General features: G+C 67.0%; 17 protein-coding genes and 1 tRNA gene. 9 read left to right on the top strand and 9 right to left on the bottom strand.

Features of this window, described 5'->3' with window-relative positions; translation table 11 throughout:
• Positions 1-15: 15 nt before the first annotated feature.
• Genes E2493_RS01810 through E2493_RS01820 form a run of 3 tightly spaced genes read left to right on the top strand, consistent with a single transcriptional unit; the run spans position 16 to position 2,309 of the window.
• Positions 16-477 carry a RidA family protein gene (locus E2493_RS01810; protein ID WP_135083126.1) on the top strand — a complete coding sequence of 154 codons (462 nt, stop codon included), beginning with the start codon at positions 16-18 and terminating at the stop codon, positions 475-477.
• Complete coding sequence (locus tag E2493_RS01815; protein ID WP_135083128.1) at positions 449-1,186, top strand: glycerophosphodiester phosphodiesterase family protein; 738 nt, start codon at positions 449-451, stop codon at positions 1,184-1,186. The genes E2493_RS01810 and E2493_RS01815 overlap by 29 nt, the downstream gene beginning before the upstream one ends.
• Positions 1,179-2,309 carry a GNAT family N-acetyltransferase gene (locus E2493_RS01820; RefSeq protein WP_135083130.1) on the top strand — a complete coding sequence of 377 codons (1,131 nt, stop codon included), beginning with the start codon at positions 1,179-1,181 and terminating at the stop codon, positions 2,307-2,309. The genes E2493_RS01815 and E2493_RS01820 overlap by 8 nt, the downstream gene beginning before the upstream one ends.
• 21 nt (positions 2,310-2,330) lie before the next feature.
• Here E2493_RS01820 and E2493_RS01825 read toward each other — a convergent pair whose 3' ends face one another.
• Positions 2,331-2,735 (bottom strand): acyl-CoA thioesterase, encoded by a 405-nt coding sequence (locus tag E2493_RS01825; RefSeq protein ID WP_135083133.1) that lies wholly within the window; start codon positions 2,733-2,735, stop codon positions 2,331-2,333.
• A gap of 36 nt (positions 2,736-2,771) precedes the next feature.
• A complete protein-coding gene (locus E2493_RS01830; RefSeq protein WP_135083135.1) occupies positions 2,772-4,841 on the bottom strand; it encodes a S9 family peptidase in 2,070 nt (689 codons plus the stop codon).
• A gap of 166 nt (positions 4,842-5,007) precedes the next feature.
• Here E2493_RS01830 and E2493_RS01835 point away from each other — a divergent pair, with 166 nt between their 5' ends.
• Together E2493_RS01835 and E2493_RS01840 are read left to right on the top strand one after the other, a co-directional pair.
• Positions 5,008-6,801 carry an aminopeptidase P family protein gene (locus E2493_RS01835; protein ID WP_135083138.1) on the top strand — a complete coding sequence of 598 codons (1,794 nt, stop codon included), beginning with the start codon at positions 5,008-5,010 and terminating at the stop codon, positions 6,799-6,801.
• 244 nt (positions 6,802-7,045) lie between these two features.
• Positions 7,046-7,120 (top strand) — tRNA-Thr (locus E2493_RS01840).
• Between the two features lie 87 nt (positions 7,121-7,207).
• On the opposite strand, the gene E2493_RS01845 is transcribed toward E2493_RS01840, so the two are convergent.
• Positions 7,208-7,441, bottom strand: coding sequence for a hypothetical protein (locus E2493_RS01845; protein ID WP_135083140.1), 234 nt, complete (start codon positions 7,439-7,441; stop codon positions 7,208-7,210).
• Between the two features lie 314 nt (positions 7,442-7,755).
• On the opposite strand from E2493_RS01845, the gene infA reads away from it, so the two are divergent.
• Both infA and E2493_RS01855 read left to right on the top strand, forming a co-directional pair.
• Positions 7,756-8,016 carry a translation initiation factor IF-1 gene (gene infA / locus E2493_RS01850; protein WP_135083142.1) on the top strand — a complete coding sequence of 87 codons (261 nt, stop codon included), beginning with the start codon at positions 7,756-7,758 and terminating at the stop codon, positions 8,014-8,016.
• Between the two features lie 261 nt (positions 8,017-8,277).
• Positions 8,278-8,487 (top strand): hypothetical protein, encoded by a 210-nt coding sequence (locus tag E2493_RS01855; RefSeq protein ID WP_135083145.1) that lies wholly within the window; start codon positions 8,278-8,280, stop codon positions 8,485-8,487.
• A 322-nt stretch (positions 8,488-8,809) separates the two neighbouring features.
• Here the strand turns inward: E2493_RS01855 and E2493_RS01860 are convergent, their stop codons facing one another.
• Both E2493_RS01860 and E2493_RS01865 read right to left on the bottom strand, forming a co-directional pair.
• The gene (locus tag E2493_RS01860; protein ID WP_135083147.1) at positions 8,810-9,133 is read right to left on the bottom strand and encodes a PilZ domain-containing protein; all 324 of its coding nucleotides are present in this window, start codon (positions 9,131-9,133) and stop codon (positions 8,810-8,812) included.
• 1 nt (position 9,134) lies between these two features.
• Entirely contained in the window at positions 9,135-9,566 is a 432-nt protein-coding gene (locus tag E2493_RS01865) for a PilZ domain-containing protein (RefSeq protein WP_135083149.1), read from the bottom strand.
• Positions 9,567-9,733: 167 nt separating this feature from the next.
• Here E2493_RS01865 and E2493_RS01870 point away from each other — a divergent pair, with 167 nt between their 5' ends.
• Both E2493_RS01870 and E2493_RS01875 read left to right on the top strand, forming a co-directional pair.
• A complete protein-coding gene (locus E2493_RS01870; protein ID WP_135083151.1) occupies positions 9,734-10,735 on the top strand; it encodes a threonine aldolase family protein in 1,002 nt (333 codons plus the stop codon).
• A complete protein-coding gene (locus tag E2493_RS01875; protein WP_135083154.1) occupies positions 10,732-11,661 on the top strand; it encodes a DMT family transporter in 930 nt (309 codons plus the stop codon). The genes E2493_RS01870 and E2493_RS01875 overlap by 4 nt, the downstream gene beginning before the upstream one ends.
• Here E2493_RS01875 and E2493_RS20995 read toward each other — a convergent pair.
• From E2493_RS20995 to E2493_RS01890, 4 genes are all read right to left on the bottom strand, one after another.
• The gene (locus tag E2493_RS20995; RefSeq protein WP_167737333.1) at positions 11,634-11,774 is read right to left on the bottom strand and encodes a hypothetical protein; all 141 of its coding nucleotides are present in this window, start codon (positions 11,772-11,774) and stop codon (positions 11,634-11,636) included. The two genes, E2493_RS01875 and E2493_RS20995, sit on opposite strands and share 28 nt — an antisense overlap.
• A gap of 56 nt (positions 11,775-11,830) precedes the next feature.
• Complete coding sequence (recF, locus tag E2493_RS01880) at positions 11,831-12,889, bottom strand: DNA replication/repair protein RecF (RefSeq protein WP_135083157.1); 1,059 nt, start codon at positions 12,887-12,889, stop codon at positions 11,831-11,833.
• 85 nt (positions 12,890-12,974) lie between these two features.
• Entirely contained in the window at positions 12,975-14,087 is a 1,113-nt protein-coding gene (gene dnaN, locus E2493_RS01885; protein ID WP_135083160.1) for a DNA polymerase III subunit beta, read from the bottom strand.
• A gap of 160 nt (positions 14,088-14,247) precedes the next feature.
• Complete coding sequence (locus E2493_RS01890) at positions 14,248-14,925, bottom strand: outer membrane protein (protein ID WP_135083163.1); 678 nt, start codon at positions 14,923-14,925, stop codon at positions 14,248-14,250.
• Positions 14,926-14,962: the final 37 nt, after the last annotated feature.

The following is a 14,962-nucleotide window of genomic DNA, read 5'->3' on the forward strand; positions in this document are numbered from 1 at the left end:
CTTGAGACCGAAACCATGACCGATATTCATTCCCGCCTCGCCGAGCTCGGCATCGCCCTTCCGGAAGCTGCTGCGCCGGTCGCCGCCTACGTGCCGACTGTCCTTGCCGGCAACCTGCTCCACATCTCCGGCCAGGTCTCGTTCGAGAACGGCGCCCTCCTCACGGGCCGGCTCGGCGAGGACCGCGATCTGGATTACGGCGTGCGCGCCGCCCGCGCCTGCGGCCTCATGCTGCTGGCGCAAATCGAGAAGGCGGTCGGTCTCGGCCGCGTCGAGCGGATCGTCAAGCTCGGCGTCTTCGTCAACAGCGCCGGCAGCTTCACCGATCAGCCGAAGGTCGCGAACGGCGCCTCCGAGCTGATGGAGCAGGTGTTCGGCGAGGCCGGGCGGCACGCGCGCAGCGCCGTCGGCGTGCCCGTCCTGCCGCTGGGGGCCGCGGTCGAGATCGATGCGATCGTCGCGCTCCGGCCGGCCTGATCCCTACCTCCTCGCGGTCGTGCCGGTTGCCCATCGCGGGCTTCATGGAAACGGTCGCGTCGAGAACAGCCGCGCCGCCTTCGAGGCGGCGATCGCGGCCGGCCACGGTATCGAGCTCGATGTCCAGGCGAGCCGCGACGGCGAGGCGATGGTCTTTCACGACGCCCGCCTCGACCGGCTGACGGCCGAGACCGGACTCGTGTCGGCGCGCACCGCGGGAGAGCTTTCCGGAATCACCCTGCTGGGCAGCGACGATTCCATCCTTCCGCTCGCCAAGGTGCTGAGGCTCGTCGGCGGCCGGGTGCCGCTGCTCATCGAGGCGAAGGCGCCGCGCGGCAATGCCGCCGTCCTCGCCCGGGCGGTCGCCCAGACCCTCGAAGATTATCGCGGTGCGGTAGGCGTCATGTCGTTCAATCCGGGCGTGCCGCACTGGCTTGAGCGCCACGCGCCGCAGGTGCTGCGCGGCCTCGTCGTCAGCGAGGCGGAGAAAAGGGGGTTGCGGGGACGGCTCGAGCGCCTCGCCAGCCTGGCGTGGGCCGAGCCCGATTTCCTCGCCTACGACGTCCGCGACCTCCCCTCGAAGCTCGCAGGCGCGTTTCGGGAGGCCGGCAAGCCGCTCCTGACATGGACGGTGCGCAGCGAGGCGGATCGCGCTCGCGCGGGGGCGCACGCCGATCAGGTCATCCACGAGCTGCCGGTCGATGTCTGAGGTGATCGCCCGTATCGCACGCGGCGTCGGGTCGTTCGAGGCCGAAGCCTGGGACGCCTGCGCGGGAAGCGAAAATCCGTTCCTCAGCCATGCCTTCCTCTCCGCGCTCGAGGAATCGGGCAGCGCCACCGGCAGGACCGGCTGGCAACCGGTGCCGATCGCGATCGACGGAGCGGACGGCGCCCTCGCCGGCGTGGTACCCGCCTATCTGAAGAGCCACAGCCAGGGCGAATATGTCTTCGATCACGGCTGGGCCTCGGCCTGGGAGAGAGCGGGCGGAGACTATTATCCCAAGCTTCAGATCGCCATTCCCTTCACCCCAGTGCCGGGTCGCCGCCTGCTCGCACGCGATCCTGGACTCGCGCCGGCGCTGATCGCTGCCGCCGAGACGGTGGTGCGTCAGCACGATCTCTCCTCCGGTCACGCGACCTTCATCGCGCCGGAGGAGGTCCCCGTCTTCGAGGCTGCTGGATGGCTGATCCGCGCCGATAGCCAGTTTCACTGGCACAACGAGGCGTATCGAAGCTTCGACGATTTCCTTGCGGCCCTTTCGTCGCGCAAGCGCAAGGCGATCCGCAAGGAACGGGCCGCCGCGCTCAACGGCCTAGCGGTCGAGCACGTCACCGGAGACGCGATCACCGAGCGTCATTGGGATGCCTTCTGGACCTTCTACCAGGACACCGGGTCGCGCAAATGGGGCAGGCCCTATCTCACGCGCGCCTTCTTCTCCCTGTTGGGCGAGCGGCTCGCGGACCGGATCCTGCTGATCTTCGCGCTGAAGGACGGGGAGCCGATCGCGGGTGCGCTGAATCTCATCGGCAGCGACGCTCTCTACGGGCGTTATTGGGGAACGCTGGCCGAGGTGCCGCATCTCCACTTCGAAATCTGCTATTACCAGGCCATCGAGGCGGCGATCGCTCGTGGCCTCACCCGCGTCGAGGCGGGGGCTCAGGGCGCTCACAAGCTCGCTCGAGGCTATCGGCCGGTCCCGACTTTCTCGGCCCACTTCATCCCCGATCCGGGCTTCCGCGCGGCCGTCGCCGAGTTCCTCGAGGCGGAGCGCGCGGCGGTCGCCGACGAGATCGAGCAGCTCGCCGACTTCACGCCCTTTCGAAAGGGCTGAGGGCGCTCGACGCGGGGGCGATCAGGACTTCTCCGGCTCCACGACGGGCGTCGCCACCTCGGCCGGAACGCGCAACGGCCTCCCGCTCTCCTTGTCGAGGATCGCCCAGGTCGTGCGCGCCCGGACGCGCGGCTTGCCGTCCTCGCCGACGAACTCGACGTGGCGATCGAACCGCGCGCCGCGCGGCCCTTCGGGGATCCATGTCCGCCCGATCACGGTCTCGCCCGGCAGGGCCGCGCGGAGATAGTCGATCTCGTGCCGGGTCACGACCCAGATATAAGCCGTCTGGTGCTCCGCCGGGGCGACCGCCTGCCAATGGGCGGTGGCGATGTCCTGGATCCAGCGCACCCAGACGGCATTGTTGACGTGGCCGAGCTCGTCGATGTCGGCTTCGGTGGCCGTGATCCTGATCTCGAACGGAGGCACCGTAGCGTCAGCCTTTCGCGGCGGTGAGGCCGGGCCTCACCTGCCTTCGCCGATCTGGGTGAGCACGAAGGCATAAGCTTCCGCCACCTCGTGCAGCCGTTCCCAGCGACCCGATTTGCCGCCGTGACCGGCACCCATGTTGATCTTGAGCAGCAGCAGATTGTCGTCGGTCTTGGTGGCGCGAAGCTTTGCCGCCCATTTCGCCGGCTCCCAATAGGTCACGCGCGGATCGTTGAGGCCGCCGGTGATCAGCATCGGCGGATAGGGCTGTGCCTTCACCTGGTCGTACGGGCTGTACGAGCGGATATATTCGAACGCCGCTTTGTCGGTGATCGGATTGCCCCATTCCGGCCATTCGCCGGGGGTGAGCGGCAGGCTCTCGTCCTGCATGGTGTTGAGGACGTCGACGAACGGCACGTCGGCGACGACCGCCCCCCATAGCTCGGGATCGGAGTTGACGATCGCGCCCATCAGTTCGCCGCCGGCGGATCCGCCCTGCGTGCCGATGTTGCCCGGGCTGGCGAAGCCGGCGGCGATCAGGCCTTTCGCGGCATCGACGAAGTCGTTGAACGTGTTGGTGCGCTTGTCGAGCTTGCCGTCCAGGAACCAGCCGTAGCCGAGATCGTCGCCGCCGCGGATGTGAGCAATGGCATAAGCATAGCCGCGATCGAGCAGGCTGACGCGCGAGGTCGAGAAGCTCGGCGGCACCGCATAGCCATAGGCGCCATAGCCGTAGAGGAAGAGCTTGCCCTTGCCGTTCTTCTCGAAGCCTTTTCGGTAGACCACCGAGACCGGGACCTTCTTGCCGTCGCGCGTCGGCAGCATCAGCCGCTCGCTGACATATTGGCCCGGGTCGTAGCCGGACGGGATCTCCTGCACCTTCAGCGTCTCGAGCCGGTTGTCGGCAGGGTGGTAATCATAGACCGTCTGCGGGGTGACCATCGACGAATAGCTGAGGCGATAGGCTTCGGGCGCGTATTCGGCGTTGCCGGCGAAGCCGGCGCTGTAGGTCGCCTCCTTGAACGGAATCCGCTCCTCCTCGCCCGCATACGTCCGCAAGCGAAGCTGATCGAGGCCGTCCACCCGCTCGCTGATCGCGAGATGGTCTCGATAGGCCGTCACGCCGCGCAGATAGACGCGATCGGAGCCCGGGATGACGGTCTTCCAGGCGTCCGGGCGCGCCGGATCTGCCTCGGCCAGACGGAAATTGACGTGCTCGTCGTTGGTGAGGATCCACAGCTTCCCGTGCGAGGCGTCCACCGCATATTGCCGCTTCTCCTTGCGCGGAGAGATCAGCGTCAGCGGCGCCTCGGGATCGGCGGCGGAGACGAAGCGGACCTCGTTGGTCGCATTGTCGCCCGTCGAAATGAAGATCAGGCTGCGGTCCTGCGACTTGGAGACGCCGACGGTGAAGCCGAGCTCCTTGGTTTCCTCGTAGAGCGTCCTGTCGCTTTCGATCGCGGCGCCAAGCCGATGGTAGCGCGCGCGGTACGAGCGCCAATTGTCGTTCACCTCGGTGAACACCACCCCCTTGCTGTCGCTGGTCCACACCGGCGAGCCGATCCCGACTTTGGTCACCGTCTCGATATCCTTGCCGGTCGCGAGGTCGCGGATACGAAGCTCGAACCGCTCCGAGCCGTTGTCGTCGACCAGGGTGGCGGCCAGCCGGCCGTCGGGGCTCACCTCGATCGCGCCAAGACGATAATACTCCCGCCCCGCCGCTTCGGCGGCCTCGTCGAGCATCACCTGCTCGGCGCCGCCGGCCACAGGCTTCCTGTACCAGGTGCGGTATTGCGCGCCCGGCTTGAACGCCCACCAGTAGAGCCAATCGCCGTCGCGCGCCGGCACGGAGGATTCGTCCTCCTTCACCCGGCCCTTCATCTCCTCGAACAGCGTCTCGACCAGCGCCTTGTGCGGCTTCATCGCCGCTTCGAAATAGGAATTCTCGGCCTTGAGGTAGGCGAGCACGTCCTCGTCATCGACCTTCGGATAGCCTTGGTCCTTCAGCCAGAAATAGGGGTCCTCGACCGTGTAGCCGTGGCGTTCGTAGCTGTACGGGCGCTGCTCGGCCCGGGGCGGCGCGGGAAGGTTCGAAGCTGTGGTCATGCTGGCTTTCTGAGGCTGCTCGGTCGTTGCGCAGGATGCGGCGAGAGCGAGGATGGGCAGGAACAGATAGGGCTTCAAGTAGGGCTCCCGATATGGCGCGGCGATCTGGCGCCGCCCTGCGATAGGGATTACTTAGCCGCCGGTCATCAGCCGAGGAAGATACGACATGTCCAGCTACGAAGCCCGCCTCCAGGCCCTGCGCGAGCAGTTGAAGGCCGATCGGCTCGACGGCTTCGTCGTGCCGCTGACTGACGAGCATATGAGCGAATATGTCGGCAGCTACGCCCAGCGGCTGGCGTGGCTGACCGGCTTCCAGGGCTCGGCGGGCTCGGCGGTGGTGCTTCCGGAGGAAGCGGCGATCTTCACCGACGGCCGCTATACGCTGCAGGTGCGCGATCAGGTGGACGGACGACACTGGAGCTATCAGTCGGTGCCGGAGACCAGCGTCGCCGACTGGCTGAAGGCGCATGCCCCCGACGGGGCGCGGATCGGCTACGACCCATGGCTGCATACACGCGACTGGGTCGCGAGAGCGCGCCAGGCGCTGGCGGACCGGGGCGCCGAGCTCGTCGCGGTGGAGCGTAATCCCATCGATCGGGTGTGGGCGGACAGGCCTGAGCCGTCCAAGGCGCGGCTCGTCGCGCATCCGGACGAATTTGCCGGCAAGTCGTCTGCCGCCAAGCGCCAGGAGATGGCCGATTGGCTGAAGGCGCAGCAGGCTGATGCCGCGGTCCTGTCGGCGCTCGACTCCATTGCCTGGACTTTCAACGTGCGAGGACAGGACGTCGAGCACACGCCGGTCGCGCTCTCGTTCGCGCTCGTGCACCAGGATGGCACCGCAGATCTGTTCGTCGCCTCCGAGAAGCTCGGCGACGATGTGCGCCAGCATCTCGGCAACGGCGTCCGGCTCCACGAGCGCCACGCCTTCGAGCCGCACCTGCGCAGCATGGCAGGCAAGACGGTGGTGGCAGATCCGGAACGCGCCGTGGCCGCGATCTTCGAGGCGCTGACCGGCGCTGGCGCGCGCGTAGTGGCCAGGCGCGATCCCGCGGTGCTGCCGAAAGCGATCAAGAACGGCACCGAGATCGCGGGCCACCATGCCGCTCAGGCGCGCGACGGAGCAGCGCTGACTCGCTTCCTCCACTGGCTGTTCGTCGAGGCGCCGAAGGGTGGCGTCGACGAACTTTCGGCGGTCGAGCGGCTGCAGGCATTCCGCCAGGCGTGCGGCGATCTTCGCGACACCAGCTTCGACACCATCTCCGGCGCCGGCCCGAACGGCGCGATTGTCCACTATCGGGTGAGCGAGGAGACCAACCGGCCGCTCGAGATGGACTCGCTCTACCTGGTCGATTCAGGCGGGCAATATCCCGACGGAACCACCGACGTGACCAGAACCGTAGCGATCGGCACGCCGACGGCTGAGATGAAGGACCGGTTCACCCGGGTTCTGAAGGGCCATATCGCCATCGCAACCGCCCTCTTTCCGGCAGGCACGCGCGGCAGCCAGCTCGATACGCTCGCCCGGCAGTATCTTTGGCAGGCGGGGCTCGATTACGCCCACGGCACTGGCCATGGCGTCGGCTCCTATCTCGCGGTTCACGAGGGGCCGCAGCGCATCTCGCCGGTCGGTAGCAGTCAATCGGGCGGCGACGAGCCGCTCCAGGCGGGCATGATTCTCTCGAACGAGCCCGGCTACTACAAGACCGGCGAATACGGGATCCGTATCGAAAATCTGGTGCTGGTCGCCGCACGCGACGTCACAGGGGCGGAGAAGCCCGTGCTCGGCTTCGAGACTCTGACCTGGGCGCCCATTGACCGCAATCTGATCGATCGCGGGCTGCTCAGCGCGGAGGAGCGCGCCTGGGTGGATGCCTATCACCGCCGCACCCTCGAGATCGTCGGACCCCAGCTCGACGGCGAAGCGCTGGAATGGGCGAGAGGGGCCTGCGCGCCGCTCTGACCGCCGATCCGCGGGAGGGCGTCTATTCCTCCTTAGGGGCTGCGTCGCCCGGAGCCTCTTCCCCTCGTGCCTGGGCCTTGCGGCGCCTCAGGTTCTGACGCAGGGCCTCGGCGAGCCGGCGGGCGCGGTCTTCATCGGCTTTGGACATGCCGAAAACTACGCTGGGGCGCGGAGGTGGCGCAAGCTGCCTTGACAGGACCGGCGGCCCCGGCCATAGGCCCGCCGTCTCCCGACAGGCGATGATGCTGCCGTAGCTCAGTGGTAGAGCGCATCCTTGGTAAGGCTGAGGTCGTGAGTTCAATCCTCACCGGCAGCACCATCGCCCGTCGGGACGTCGCGCAGAGGCGCGGCGCCTCCTGTGGCCTCGACGAGCCAGCCGGCAGCCCAGGTCAGACGGAATTTTCCTTCAGATAGCGCGCGGCGACTGAGGCATTGCGGCCAGCGCTGCGGCAAGGCTGGCCTCCCTCGCCTCATCCTGCGCCAGTCGAACCTCGAACTGGGCGAGGACCTGCTCCGCCACCTTGGTACAGGCGCCGACCTCGCGCAGATGGCCGAGAATCTGACGCTGCAGGCGGATGTGCTTCTGACCTTCGGCAATGGAGGCGCGCGCCGCCTCGATCTCGATCTGCAGGTCCTTCATCCCGTATCGATAGGACCCTTCTTGATCTGGATCAATGTGGACTGTCCCGTGTCGGCGTCGCGGGTGAGACAGCCTTGCTTCCCCTCTTGTCCGCCCTTGGCCTTGCAATCGTGGTGCTCGTCCCCATCTCTGTTGTCTGCTGCATCGCTATTGACGGTTTCTGGCGCTTCGCGGCTCCTTTCTCCCTCTCTCTCGGCTCGCAACCGGATCGGCGCTTTAGCCTGCTCCGTCTTCTGCCGACGCGATTCAGTCGTTTGGCTGCGTGAGGAGGAAAGGAAACATCATGACCGTTCAGCTGCAGGGCGCCGCCTGACATGGCGAAGGAAGAGCTGCTGACCCTCGAAGGGCGAATCGACGAGATCTATCCCGACGGCCGCTTCGGCGTATCCCTCGATAACGACCATCGGATCATCGCGTACACGGCCGGAAAGATGCGCCGTTTCCGCATCAAGTCCGTCGTCGGCGACCGCGTCCATGTCGAAATGACCCCCTACGACCTCAGCAAGGGCCGGATCGTTTTCCGCGAAAGAATTCCTGGCCAGGGGCCGGGCCCGCGTCGCGGTTCCAGGCGTTGAGGAGGACGTACCACAAAGAGGCGCGTTGGATCGCGCCAGGAGTGAAATGAAGACACGTAAACGACCCAAATTGTACCCGCCCAAAGCCCTGCTGTGGGAGGGCCCTATTCCGGCGCTTCCCAAGGCAGACGCCGGGTCTGTTCCGCCGGCGGCGATCCTGCCGCCTGGCGAGCTCCGCCGGATCGTCCGAGAGATGCTCGGCTGAGACCCTGACGCCCCCCTCGGACATGAGGGGGGCTTTTTCATGATTGGATATTCAAGATGCCCACAGCACAGCTCCGCCCGTACCTGATTGCGCAGGACGACGAAGGCCAGTTCCGGATCACGATCCGGGAGACGCGCTACAACAGTCAGGGCTACCCGCTGGTCAAGGCGACGCTCCAGGAGGAGACCTTCAAGAGCGTCCACGCGGCACGAACCTTCGCCCGCGAGCATCTCGGTGCCCAGGCCGGCGAGTTCGCGCTGAAGTAAGGCCGGAGCTCCAGCGCCTGTCCGGGCGCCGGGGCTCGCGATACGCTGCGGGGCTCCTCCACGGAGGCCGACTTCTGGTTCGGGAGGAGGGCGCACGATTCGATGACGGTGCGCTTGGCACGAATGAGAGCCGCCATGGACTCGCTCTGCGCCCGATCGAGCTCGACTTCAAAGTCGAAATTCAGCGCAACTCGCCACGATCGACAGTCAGGAGATTCGTCCCGCGGACGTCCCTGCCCGACGGTGCGCTATTCTTTCCGACGCCGATCCGGTCCTTTCGTCATCGCGGCGAAGCGCTGTCCCGGGCGGCGGAGGTGAGGGATCAGTGGCCCTTGTTCACCATCATCTGCAGCACGGCCGGATGCAGCGGCCGGACGAATGCGCAGCCGAGCAGGTGGCCGCTCATCCAGACGACGCGGCTGTGCCACGTCTCGAGACCGGGCAGCTTCAGCCAGACATCCGTGCCAACCGGCAGCTCGAGATGGGTCGCGGCGCGAAATCCGTGCGTCGAAAGGTCGAGGATCTGGACGGTCACTGCGCTGGCGCCGCGCTGGCGAAGCCCGGCGCCGAGCACGACCTCGGTGCGTGCGGCCTGACGAACCTCGTCGAACGGCTCGGTGGAAAGCTGGCCGGTCAGCCCGCTCATTCTACTCTCCCGGGACGGCGATGCCGACGGACACGCCCCACAGGTGCGCCAGCTTCTTCTCGTGCTCGCTCATGTCCTCGCCCATGAGGCGCGGCCGCCGGAACCGCGGCGTGTTCTGATCGGTGGTGGTCCGCTTGAGCTGAACCAGAACCTCGCTCTCGTCGATCATATAGGCGAATTCGAGGCCGGCTCGGCCTTCGCCGGTCCACGCAACCCGCGCGGGCACGCAGATCGATCCGCGACAGAAGACGACGTCGCTGTTGACCGGGGGAATGCACTTGCCCTCTATCAACGCGCCTTTCTGGGAAAGATCGCGCAGCCGCACGTCCGTCTCCGCCGGGCCGCTCCGCAGCTTGGCGGCGAGCAGGACGCGAGCCCGCTTCGAGCTCCTCTTGCCCGCTGCCGGACCATCCACAAAGCTCTGCACGCCCATCTACCAGATCCCCAATAAAGCTCTGACGGCACGCTTACGCCCGAGGCGCCTAACTTGTGGTAAACGCCGCGACCGGAATTGCGCGGCGGGCGGCGCCTCGCGAGCTTGGCGGGCGAGCCGAAAAGAAGCGCGTTGACCTCGCCACGGCGCGGCTTATGCGCCGCCGCATGCGATTCTTCTCCGACAATGCCGCCGCGGTCTGCCCCGAAGTGATGGAGGCTCTCGCCGCCGCCAATGCACTCGACACCGCTTACGACGGCGACCGCTGGAGCCAGCGCCTCGACGGTGTGTTTTCCGATCTTTTCGAGACGCAGGTCACCGCCCTCTGGGTTGCGACAGGCACCGCGGCAAACTCGCTCGCCCTGGCGGCGCTGTGCCCCCCTTGGGGGAGCATTGTCTGCCACCGCGATGCGCACATCCAGAACGACGAGTGTGGTGCGCCCGAATTCTACACGAACGGCGCCAAGCTCCTGCTCGGCGAGGGAGAGGGTGCCAAGCTGACGCCGGAGACGGTGAGGGGGCTGGTCTCCGGGATCCGCAAGGACGTCCATCAGGTGCAGCCGGCGGCGATCTCGATCACCAACGCAACCGAATACGGCCTGGTCTACACGCCGGATGAAGTTGCTGCGCTCGGTGATCTGGCGCGCTCACATGGTCTCGCCCTGCACATGGACGGCGCCCGCTTCGCCAACGCTGTGGTGCGGCTCGGTTGCTCGGTCGCAGACGTCACCTGGCGCGCTGGAGTCGACGCTCTCAGCTTCGGCTTCGCCAAGAATGGTGGAATGTCTGCGGAAGTGCTGATCTTCTTCGGCGAGACGCATCGTCAGGCGACGCTCTACAGGCGCAAGCGCGCCGGCCACCTTCTGTCGAAGGGCCGCTTCATGGCGGCGCAGGTTCTGGCGATGCTGGAGAACGACGTCTGGCTGCGGAACGCCCGCGCCGCGAACGACGCTGCGGCGCGCCTCGCCGCCGCAGCCGGCGATAGGCTTGTCCTTCCGGTCGAGGCCAACGAGGTCTTCCTTCGCGTCACCGCGCAGGAAGCGCAGGCTCTGCGTGATCAGGGTTTCGACTTCTACGATTGGGGTGTCGGCGAAGCGCGCCTGGTGACCAGCTGGGACTCCGACGTGCAGGCGGTGGACAGGCTGGCCGCGGCCATCTCCGCGCTGTGACGGGAAGCCTCCTTCAGCCGAGGGTCCTGTTCCCGTTCATCCTGATCACGTTCATCTGGGGATCGACCTGGCTGGTCATTCGCGATCAGCTCGGCACCGTCCCTGCAACCTGGTCGGTAACCTATCGCTTTGTCATCGCCTGCGCGGCGATGTTCGCCTACGCCCGCTGGACCGGAGCGTCCCTGCGCATCGGCCGGGAGGGGCATGCCCTCGCACTGCTGTTCGGCATTCCCCAGTTCTTCCTCAACTTCAACTTCGTCTACGCGGCGGAGCACCACGTCACCTCAGGCCTCGTCGCGGTCGTCTTCGCCTTGCTGCTCGTGCCCAATTCAGCGCTCGGCTGGCTGTTCCTGAAGCATAGGATGACCGGTCGTTTCCTTCTGGGTTCGGCCATCGCGGTCGCCGGGGTCGCCTTGCTGTTCTTGCAGGAATTGCGGGCCAGCGACGTGCCGGCAGGCGAGGTGCTGATCGGTATTGGTCTCACCCTCGCCGGAGTTCTCTCCGCGTCCGTCTCCAACGTGATGCAGGCCTCGGAGCGCATGCGCGCCCGGCCGATCTCGGCCATGCTGGCGTGGGGCATGTTCTACGCCGTGCTCTGCGACGCCGCGTTCGCCTGGTGGTTGTTCGGGCCCCCGGTGGTCGAGGCGCGGATCGGCTATTGGGTCGGTCTTTTCTACCTGGGCCTGCTCGCCTCGGCGATCGCCTTCACCCTCTATTTCGGAATCCTGCGCGCCGTCGGACCGGCGCGAGCCGCTTACTCGAGCCTGCTGATTCCTATCATCGCGATGACGCTTTCGACGATCTTCGAAGGCTATCATTGGTCGAAGCTGGCGGTGGCCGGCGGCATCCTCGCCCTCGCTGGGCTCGCCATTGCCCTCCGCTCGCGTGCCGTGCCGGTTCAGCCGCCGTCGCCGCGTCCCGCGTAGGGCGCGTCCGCCTTTTCCATCTCCTCGGCGGCCTCGCGGGCCGCGTCTTCGAGGCTGTCGCCCTCGCCGGGCGGTTCCGTCCCGGTTGCGGTCTGATTTTCACGATCACTCATCTCGATCTCCTCTCCGCCGTCAACGCGCGCGGCAGCAAGCGTTTCCGGTCGCGGGATCAGCGGGCGTGGAGCGCCCCGTCCGAGACCTCGAAGTGGCTGGCGCTCCCGCCGATCTCGGCGAACAGAGCGGGCTCCGTCCCGGTCATCCACACCTGACCTCCGGCGTCGGAAAGGCGACTGAAGAGCGCCCCGCGCCGCCTGGGATCGAGGTGCGCCGCCACCTCGTCGAGCAGCAGGACCGGTCGGCTGCCCGACCGCTCGGCGACCAGGTCGGCATGCGCGAGGACGATCGACAGGAGCAGGGCCTTCTGCTCGCCGGTCGAGCAGAGCTCCGCCGGCTGTCCTTTGCCGAGATGGGTGACCCTGAGGTCGGTGCGATGCGGGCCGATCAGCGTTCGCCCTGCCGCGGCATCGCGCGCCCGCCCGGCGGGAAGCGCGGTCCGGAGGCCTTCCTCTCCGCCTTCCAGCTCGAGGCCCGCGCGCGCGAACGGACCCTCCGGCGCCGCCGTGAGCCTCTCGGAGAGCGAGGCCACGGTCGTTCGCCGCGCCTCGACAATGGGCCCGCCATGCTCCGCCATCCGCGCTTCGAGCGCGGCGAGCCACGCCGGATCCGGCCGCTCCTCGGCCAGCAGCTTGTTGCGCGCGCGCATCGCCGCCTCATAGCGAGCGGCATGCACGGCGTGCCCCGGCTCGAGCGCGAGGACCAGACGATCGAAAAACCGCCGCCGCCCGCTTGCACCTTCCTGGAAGAGCCGGTCCATGGCCGGAGTGAGCCACAGCACCGACAGCCATTCGGACAGCGACGTCGCCGAGGCGGGCGCGCCGTTGATCCGCACCTGCCTTCGCTCGGGTGCCGCAGGGCTCGTGCCCGTGCCGAGCTCGGTGTCGCCCAGCCGCGCCGCGACGGCGAAGCCTCCTGTCCCTCCGCTGCGTGCCATTTCGCTGAGCGAGGCGCCGCGCAAGCCGCGCCCGGGCGAGAGCAGCGAGACGGCTTCGAGGACGTTCGTCTTGCCCGCGCCGTTGTCGCCCGTGAGCACGACGAGGCCCGGGCCGGGGGCGAGCAGGGCATCCCGGTAGGAGCGGAAATCGACGAGAGAGAGGCGCCCGATGGTCACCGCGCCCGATTGGCCCTGCGTGACCATGGGCGCAACCCTGTCGCCCGCGACCATCCCGTCAGAAAATGATCGCTCCCGCCCGCGATCAGACGCGCATCGGCATCAGCACGTAGAGCGCCGGTGCCTTGTCGTTCTCCCTCAGCAGGGTCGGCGCGGCCGCGTCGGCGAGGTGGACCTCCACCGTCTCTCCTTCGATCTGGCCGAGGATATCGAGCAGGTAGCGCGCGTTGAAGCCGATCTCGAGGCCGTCGGCGCTGTAATCGCCGGAGACCTCCTCGGCGGCGGTGCCGTTCTCGGGGCTGGTCACGGAGAGGGTGACCCGATCCCGGTCGAGCGACATCTTGACCGCGCGAGTCTTCTCGCTGGCAATGGTGGCGACGCGGTCGACGCCCTCCTCGAAGCTGCGCGGATCAATGCGCAGCAGCTTGTCGTTCGCCGTCGGAATGACCCGGCTGTAGTCGGGAAACGTGCCGTCGATCAGCTTGGAGGTCAGGATCGCGGTGCCGAGGCCGAAACGGACCTTGCTCTCGGAGAGCGACACCTGGACGGTGCCATCGACCTCGTCGAGCAGCTTGCGCAGCTCGGCCACGCATTTGCGCGGGATGATCACGTCCGGCATCCCCTCGGCGCCCGCCGGCCGCGGCACGGTCACGCGGGCAAGACGATGGCCGTCGGTCGCGGCGGCCTTCAGCACCGGCTGCGCCTCGTCGGAGACGTGCAGGAAGATGCCGTTCAGATAGTAGCGCGTCTCCTCGGTCGAGATCGCGAAGCGCGTCTTGTCGATGATCTGCTTGAGGGTCGTTGCAGGGAGCTCGAAGCGGGTCGGCAGCTCGCCCTCGGCGATCACCGGAAAATCGTCCCGCGGCAGGGTGGCGAGGTTGAACCGTGCGCGCCCGGCGTTGACCTGCATCTTGCCCTCGGCGGCGCTGAGCTCGACCTGGCTGCCTTCGGGCAGCTTGCGCGCGATGTCGAACAGCGTGTGGGCGGAGACCGTGGTGGCGCCGGGCTGGATCACCGTCGCTTCGACGGACTCGTTGATCTGGAGGTCGAGATCGGTCGCCATCAAGCGGAGCCCGCCGCCCTCCTGCGCCTCGATCAGCACGTTCGACAGGATCGGGATGGTGTTCCTGCGCTCCACCACGGATTGGACGTGGCCGAGGCTCCTCAGGAGCGTAGCCCGTTCGATCGTCGCCTTCATGGAATCCCCCGGAAGTGGTACTTGCCCGCGGGTTGTAAAGCGGTGCCCACGATCCCGCTAGAGGTTAGTGCGCGCTCTCGCGAAAAGGCCGGGGATAGTCTTGCGATTCCCCGGCCTTCCCCCTTTGCCGCCGCCGACCGTGGGGGTCGGCGGCAGGCGATCAGAAGCGGAAGCCGATACCCGCCATGATCTGGTGACGATCGAGGTTGATGTCGGTGTCGAAATCCTCGGCTTCGAAATTGTCGAGGTCGAAATTGTCGCTGAAATCGAGGTTGTTGTAGTTCGAGTAGCGATACTCGAGCTTGCCGTAGAGGTTCGGGCCGAACAGCTGCTCGATCCCGGCGCCCAGGCGCCAGCCGTCGACGTTGGTGTCGAACTCGAAGCGATCGCCGGCCGTCTCGTAATTGGCCTCGATGCTGGTGTTGGTGTAGCCGCCCTTCACATAGACGAGGGTGCTGGGCGCAGCGCGGAAACCAAGGCGGGCGCCGACGTAAATGTCGCGGCCGGTCTCCACGCTCGACGAGAAATTGATGCCGTCGAGCGTCTCGTCGGCTTCCTGCTCGCCCGAGGAATCGGCATATTCGGCCTCGACGCCGGCGACGACGTTGCCGAGATCGAAATCGTAGCCGACGCCGACGCCGTAGCTGACGCCTTCGATGGATTCGTCACCATTGTTGCTGCTGGTATCGACCCCGTCGTCATCGCTTTCGCCGGACTTCAGGATGTCGTAGCCGACGAGGCCCTCGATACGCGGACCGGTGAACGAGGCGGCTTCCTGAGCCAGGGCCGGGGTGGCGAAGCTGCCCGCCAGAAGGGCGGCGACAAGAACCTTACGCATGTGAAATTACTCCGTTTTTTCCTGAATGCGGGACGGG

Origin of the sequence: Sphingomonas parva (ex Maeng et al. 2020), assembly GCF_004564275.1 — a bacterium.
In the GTDB taxonomy this organism is placed as follows: domain Bacteria; phylum Pseudomonadota; class Alphaproteobacteria; order Sphingomonadales; family Sphingomonadaceae; genus Allosphingosinicella; species Allosphingosinicella parva.

Bases quoted from the DNA above. Each gene is read 5' to 3' on its own strand.
- E2493_RS01855 (WP_135083145.1), top strand. From the start codon at position 8,278: ATGCCCACAGCACAGCTCCGCCCGTACCTGATTGCGCAGGACGACGAA.
- E2493_RS01870 (WP_135083151.1), top strand. From the start codon at position 9,734: ATGCGATTCTTCTCCGACAATGCCGCCGCGGTCTGCCCCGAAGTGATG.
- E2493_RS01860 (WP_135083147.1), bottom strand. From the start codon at position 9,133: ATGAGCGGGCTGACCGGCCAGCTTTCCACCGAGCCGTTCGACGAGGTT.
- E2493_RS01835 (WP_135083138.1), top strand. From the start codon at position 5,008: ATGTCCAGCTACGAAGCCCGCCTCCAGGCCCTGCGCGAGCAGTTGAAG.
- E2493_RS01890 (WP_135083163.1), bottom strand. From the start codon at position 14,925: ATGCGTAAGGTTCTTGTCGCCGCCCTTCTGGCGGGCAGCTTCGCCACC.
- E2493_RS01815 (WP_135083128.1), top strand. From the start codon at position 449: ATGCGATCGTCGCGCTCCGGCCGGCCTGATCCCTACCTCCTCGCGGTC.
- E2493_RS20995 (WP_167737333.1), bottom strand. From the start codon at position 11,774: ATGAGTGATCGTGAAAATCAGACCGCAACCGGGACGGAACCGCCCGGC.
- E2493_RS01810 (WP_135083126.1), top strand. From the start codon at position 16: ATGACCGATATTCATTCCCGCCTCGCCGAGCTCGGCATCGCCCTTCCG.
- infA (WP_135083142.1), top strand. From the start codon at position 7,756: ATGGCGAAGGAAGAGCTGCTGACCCTCGAAGGGCGAATCGACGAGATC.
- E2493_RS01830 (WP_135083135.1), bottom strand. From the start codon at position 4,841: ATGACCACAGCTTCGAACCTTCCCGCGCCGCCCCGGGCCGAGCAGCGC.
- E2493_RS01845 (WP_135083140.1), bottom strand. From the start codon at position 7,441: ATGAAGGACCTGCAGATCGAGATCGAGGCGGCGCGCGCCTCCATTGCC.
- E2493_RS01865 (WP_135083149.1), bottom strand. From the start codon at position 9,566: ATGGGCGTGCAGAGCTTTGTGGATGGTCCGGCAGCGGGCAAGAGGAGC.
- E2493_RS01820 (WP_135083130.1), top strand. From the start codon at position 1,179: ATGTCTGAGGTGATCGCCCGTATCGCACGCGGCGTCGGGTCGTTCGAG.
- dnaN (WP_135083160.1), bottom strand. From the start codon at position 14,087: ATGAAGGCGACGATCGAACGGGCTACGCTCCTGAGGAGCCTCGGCCAC.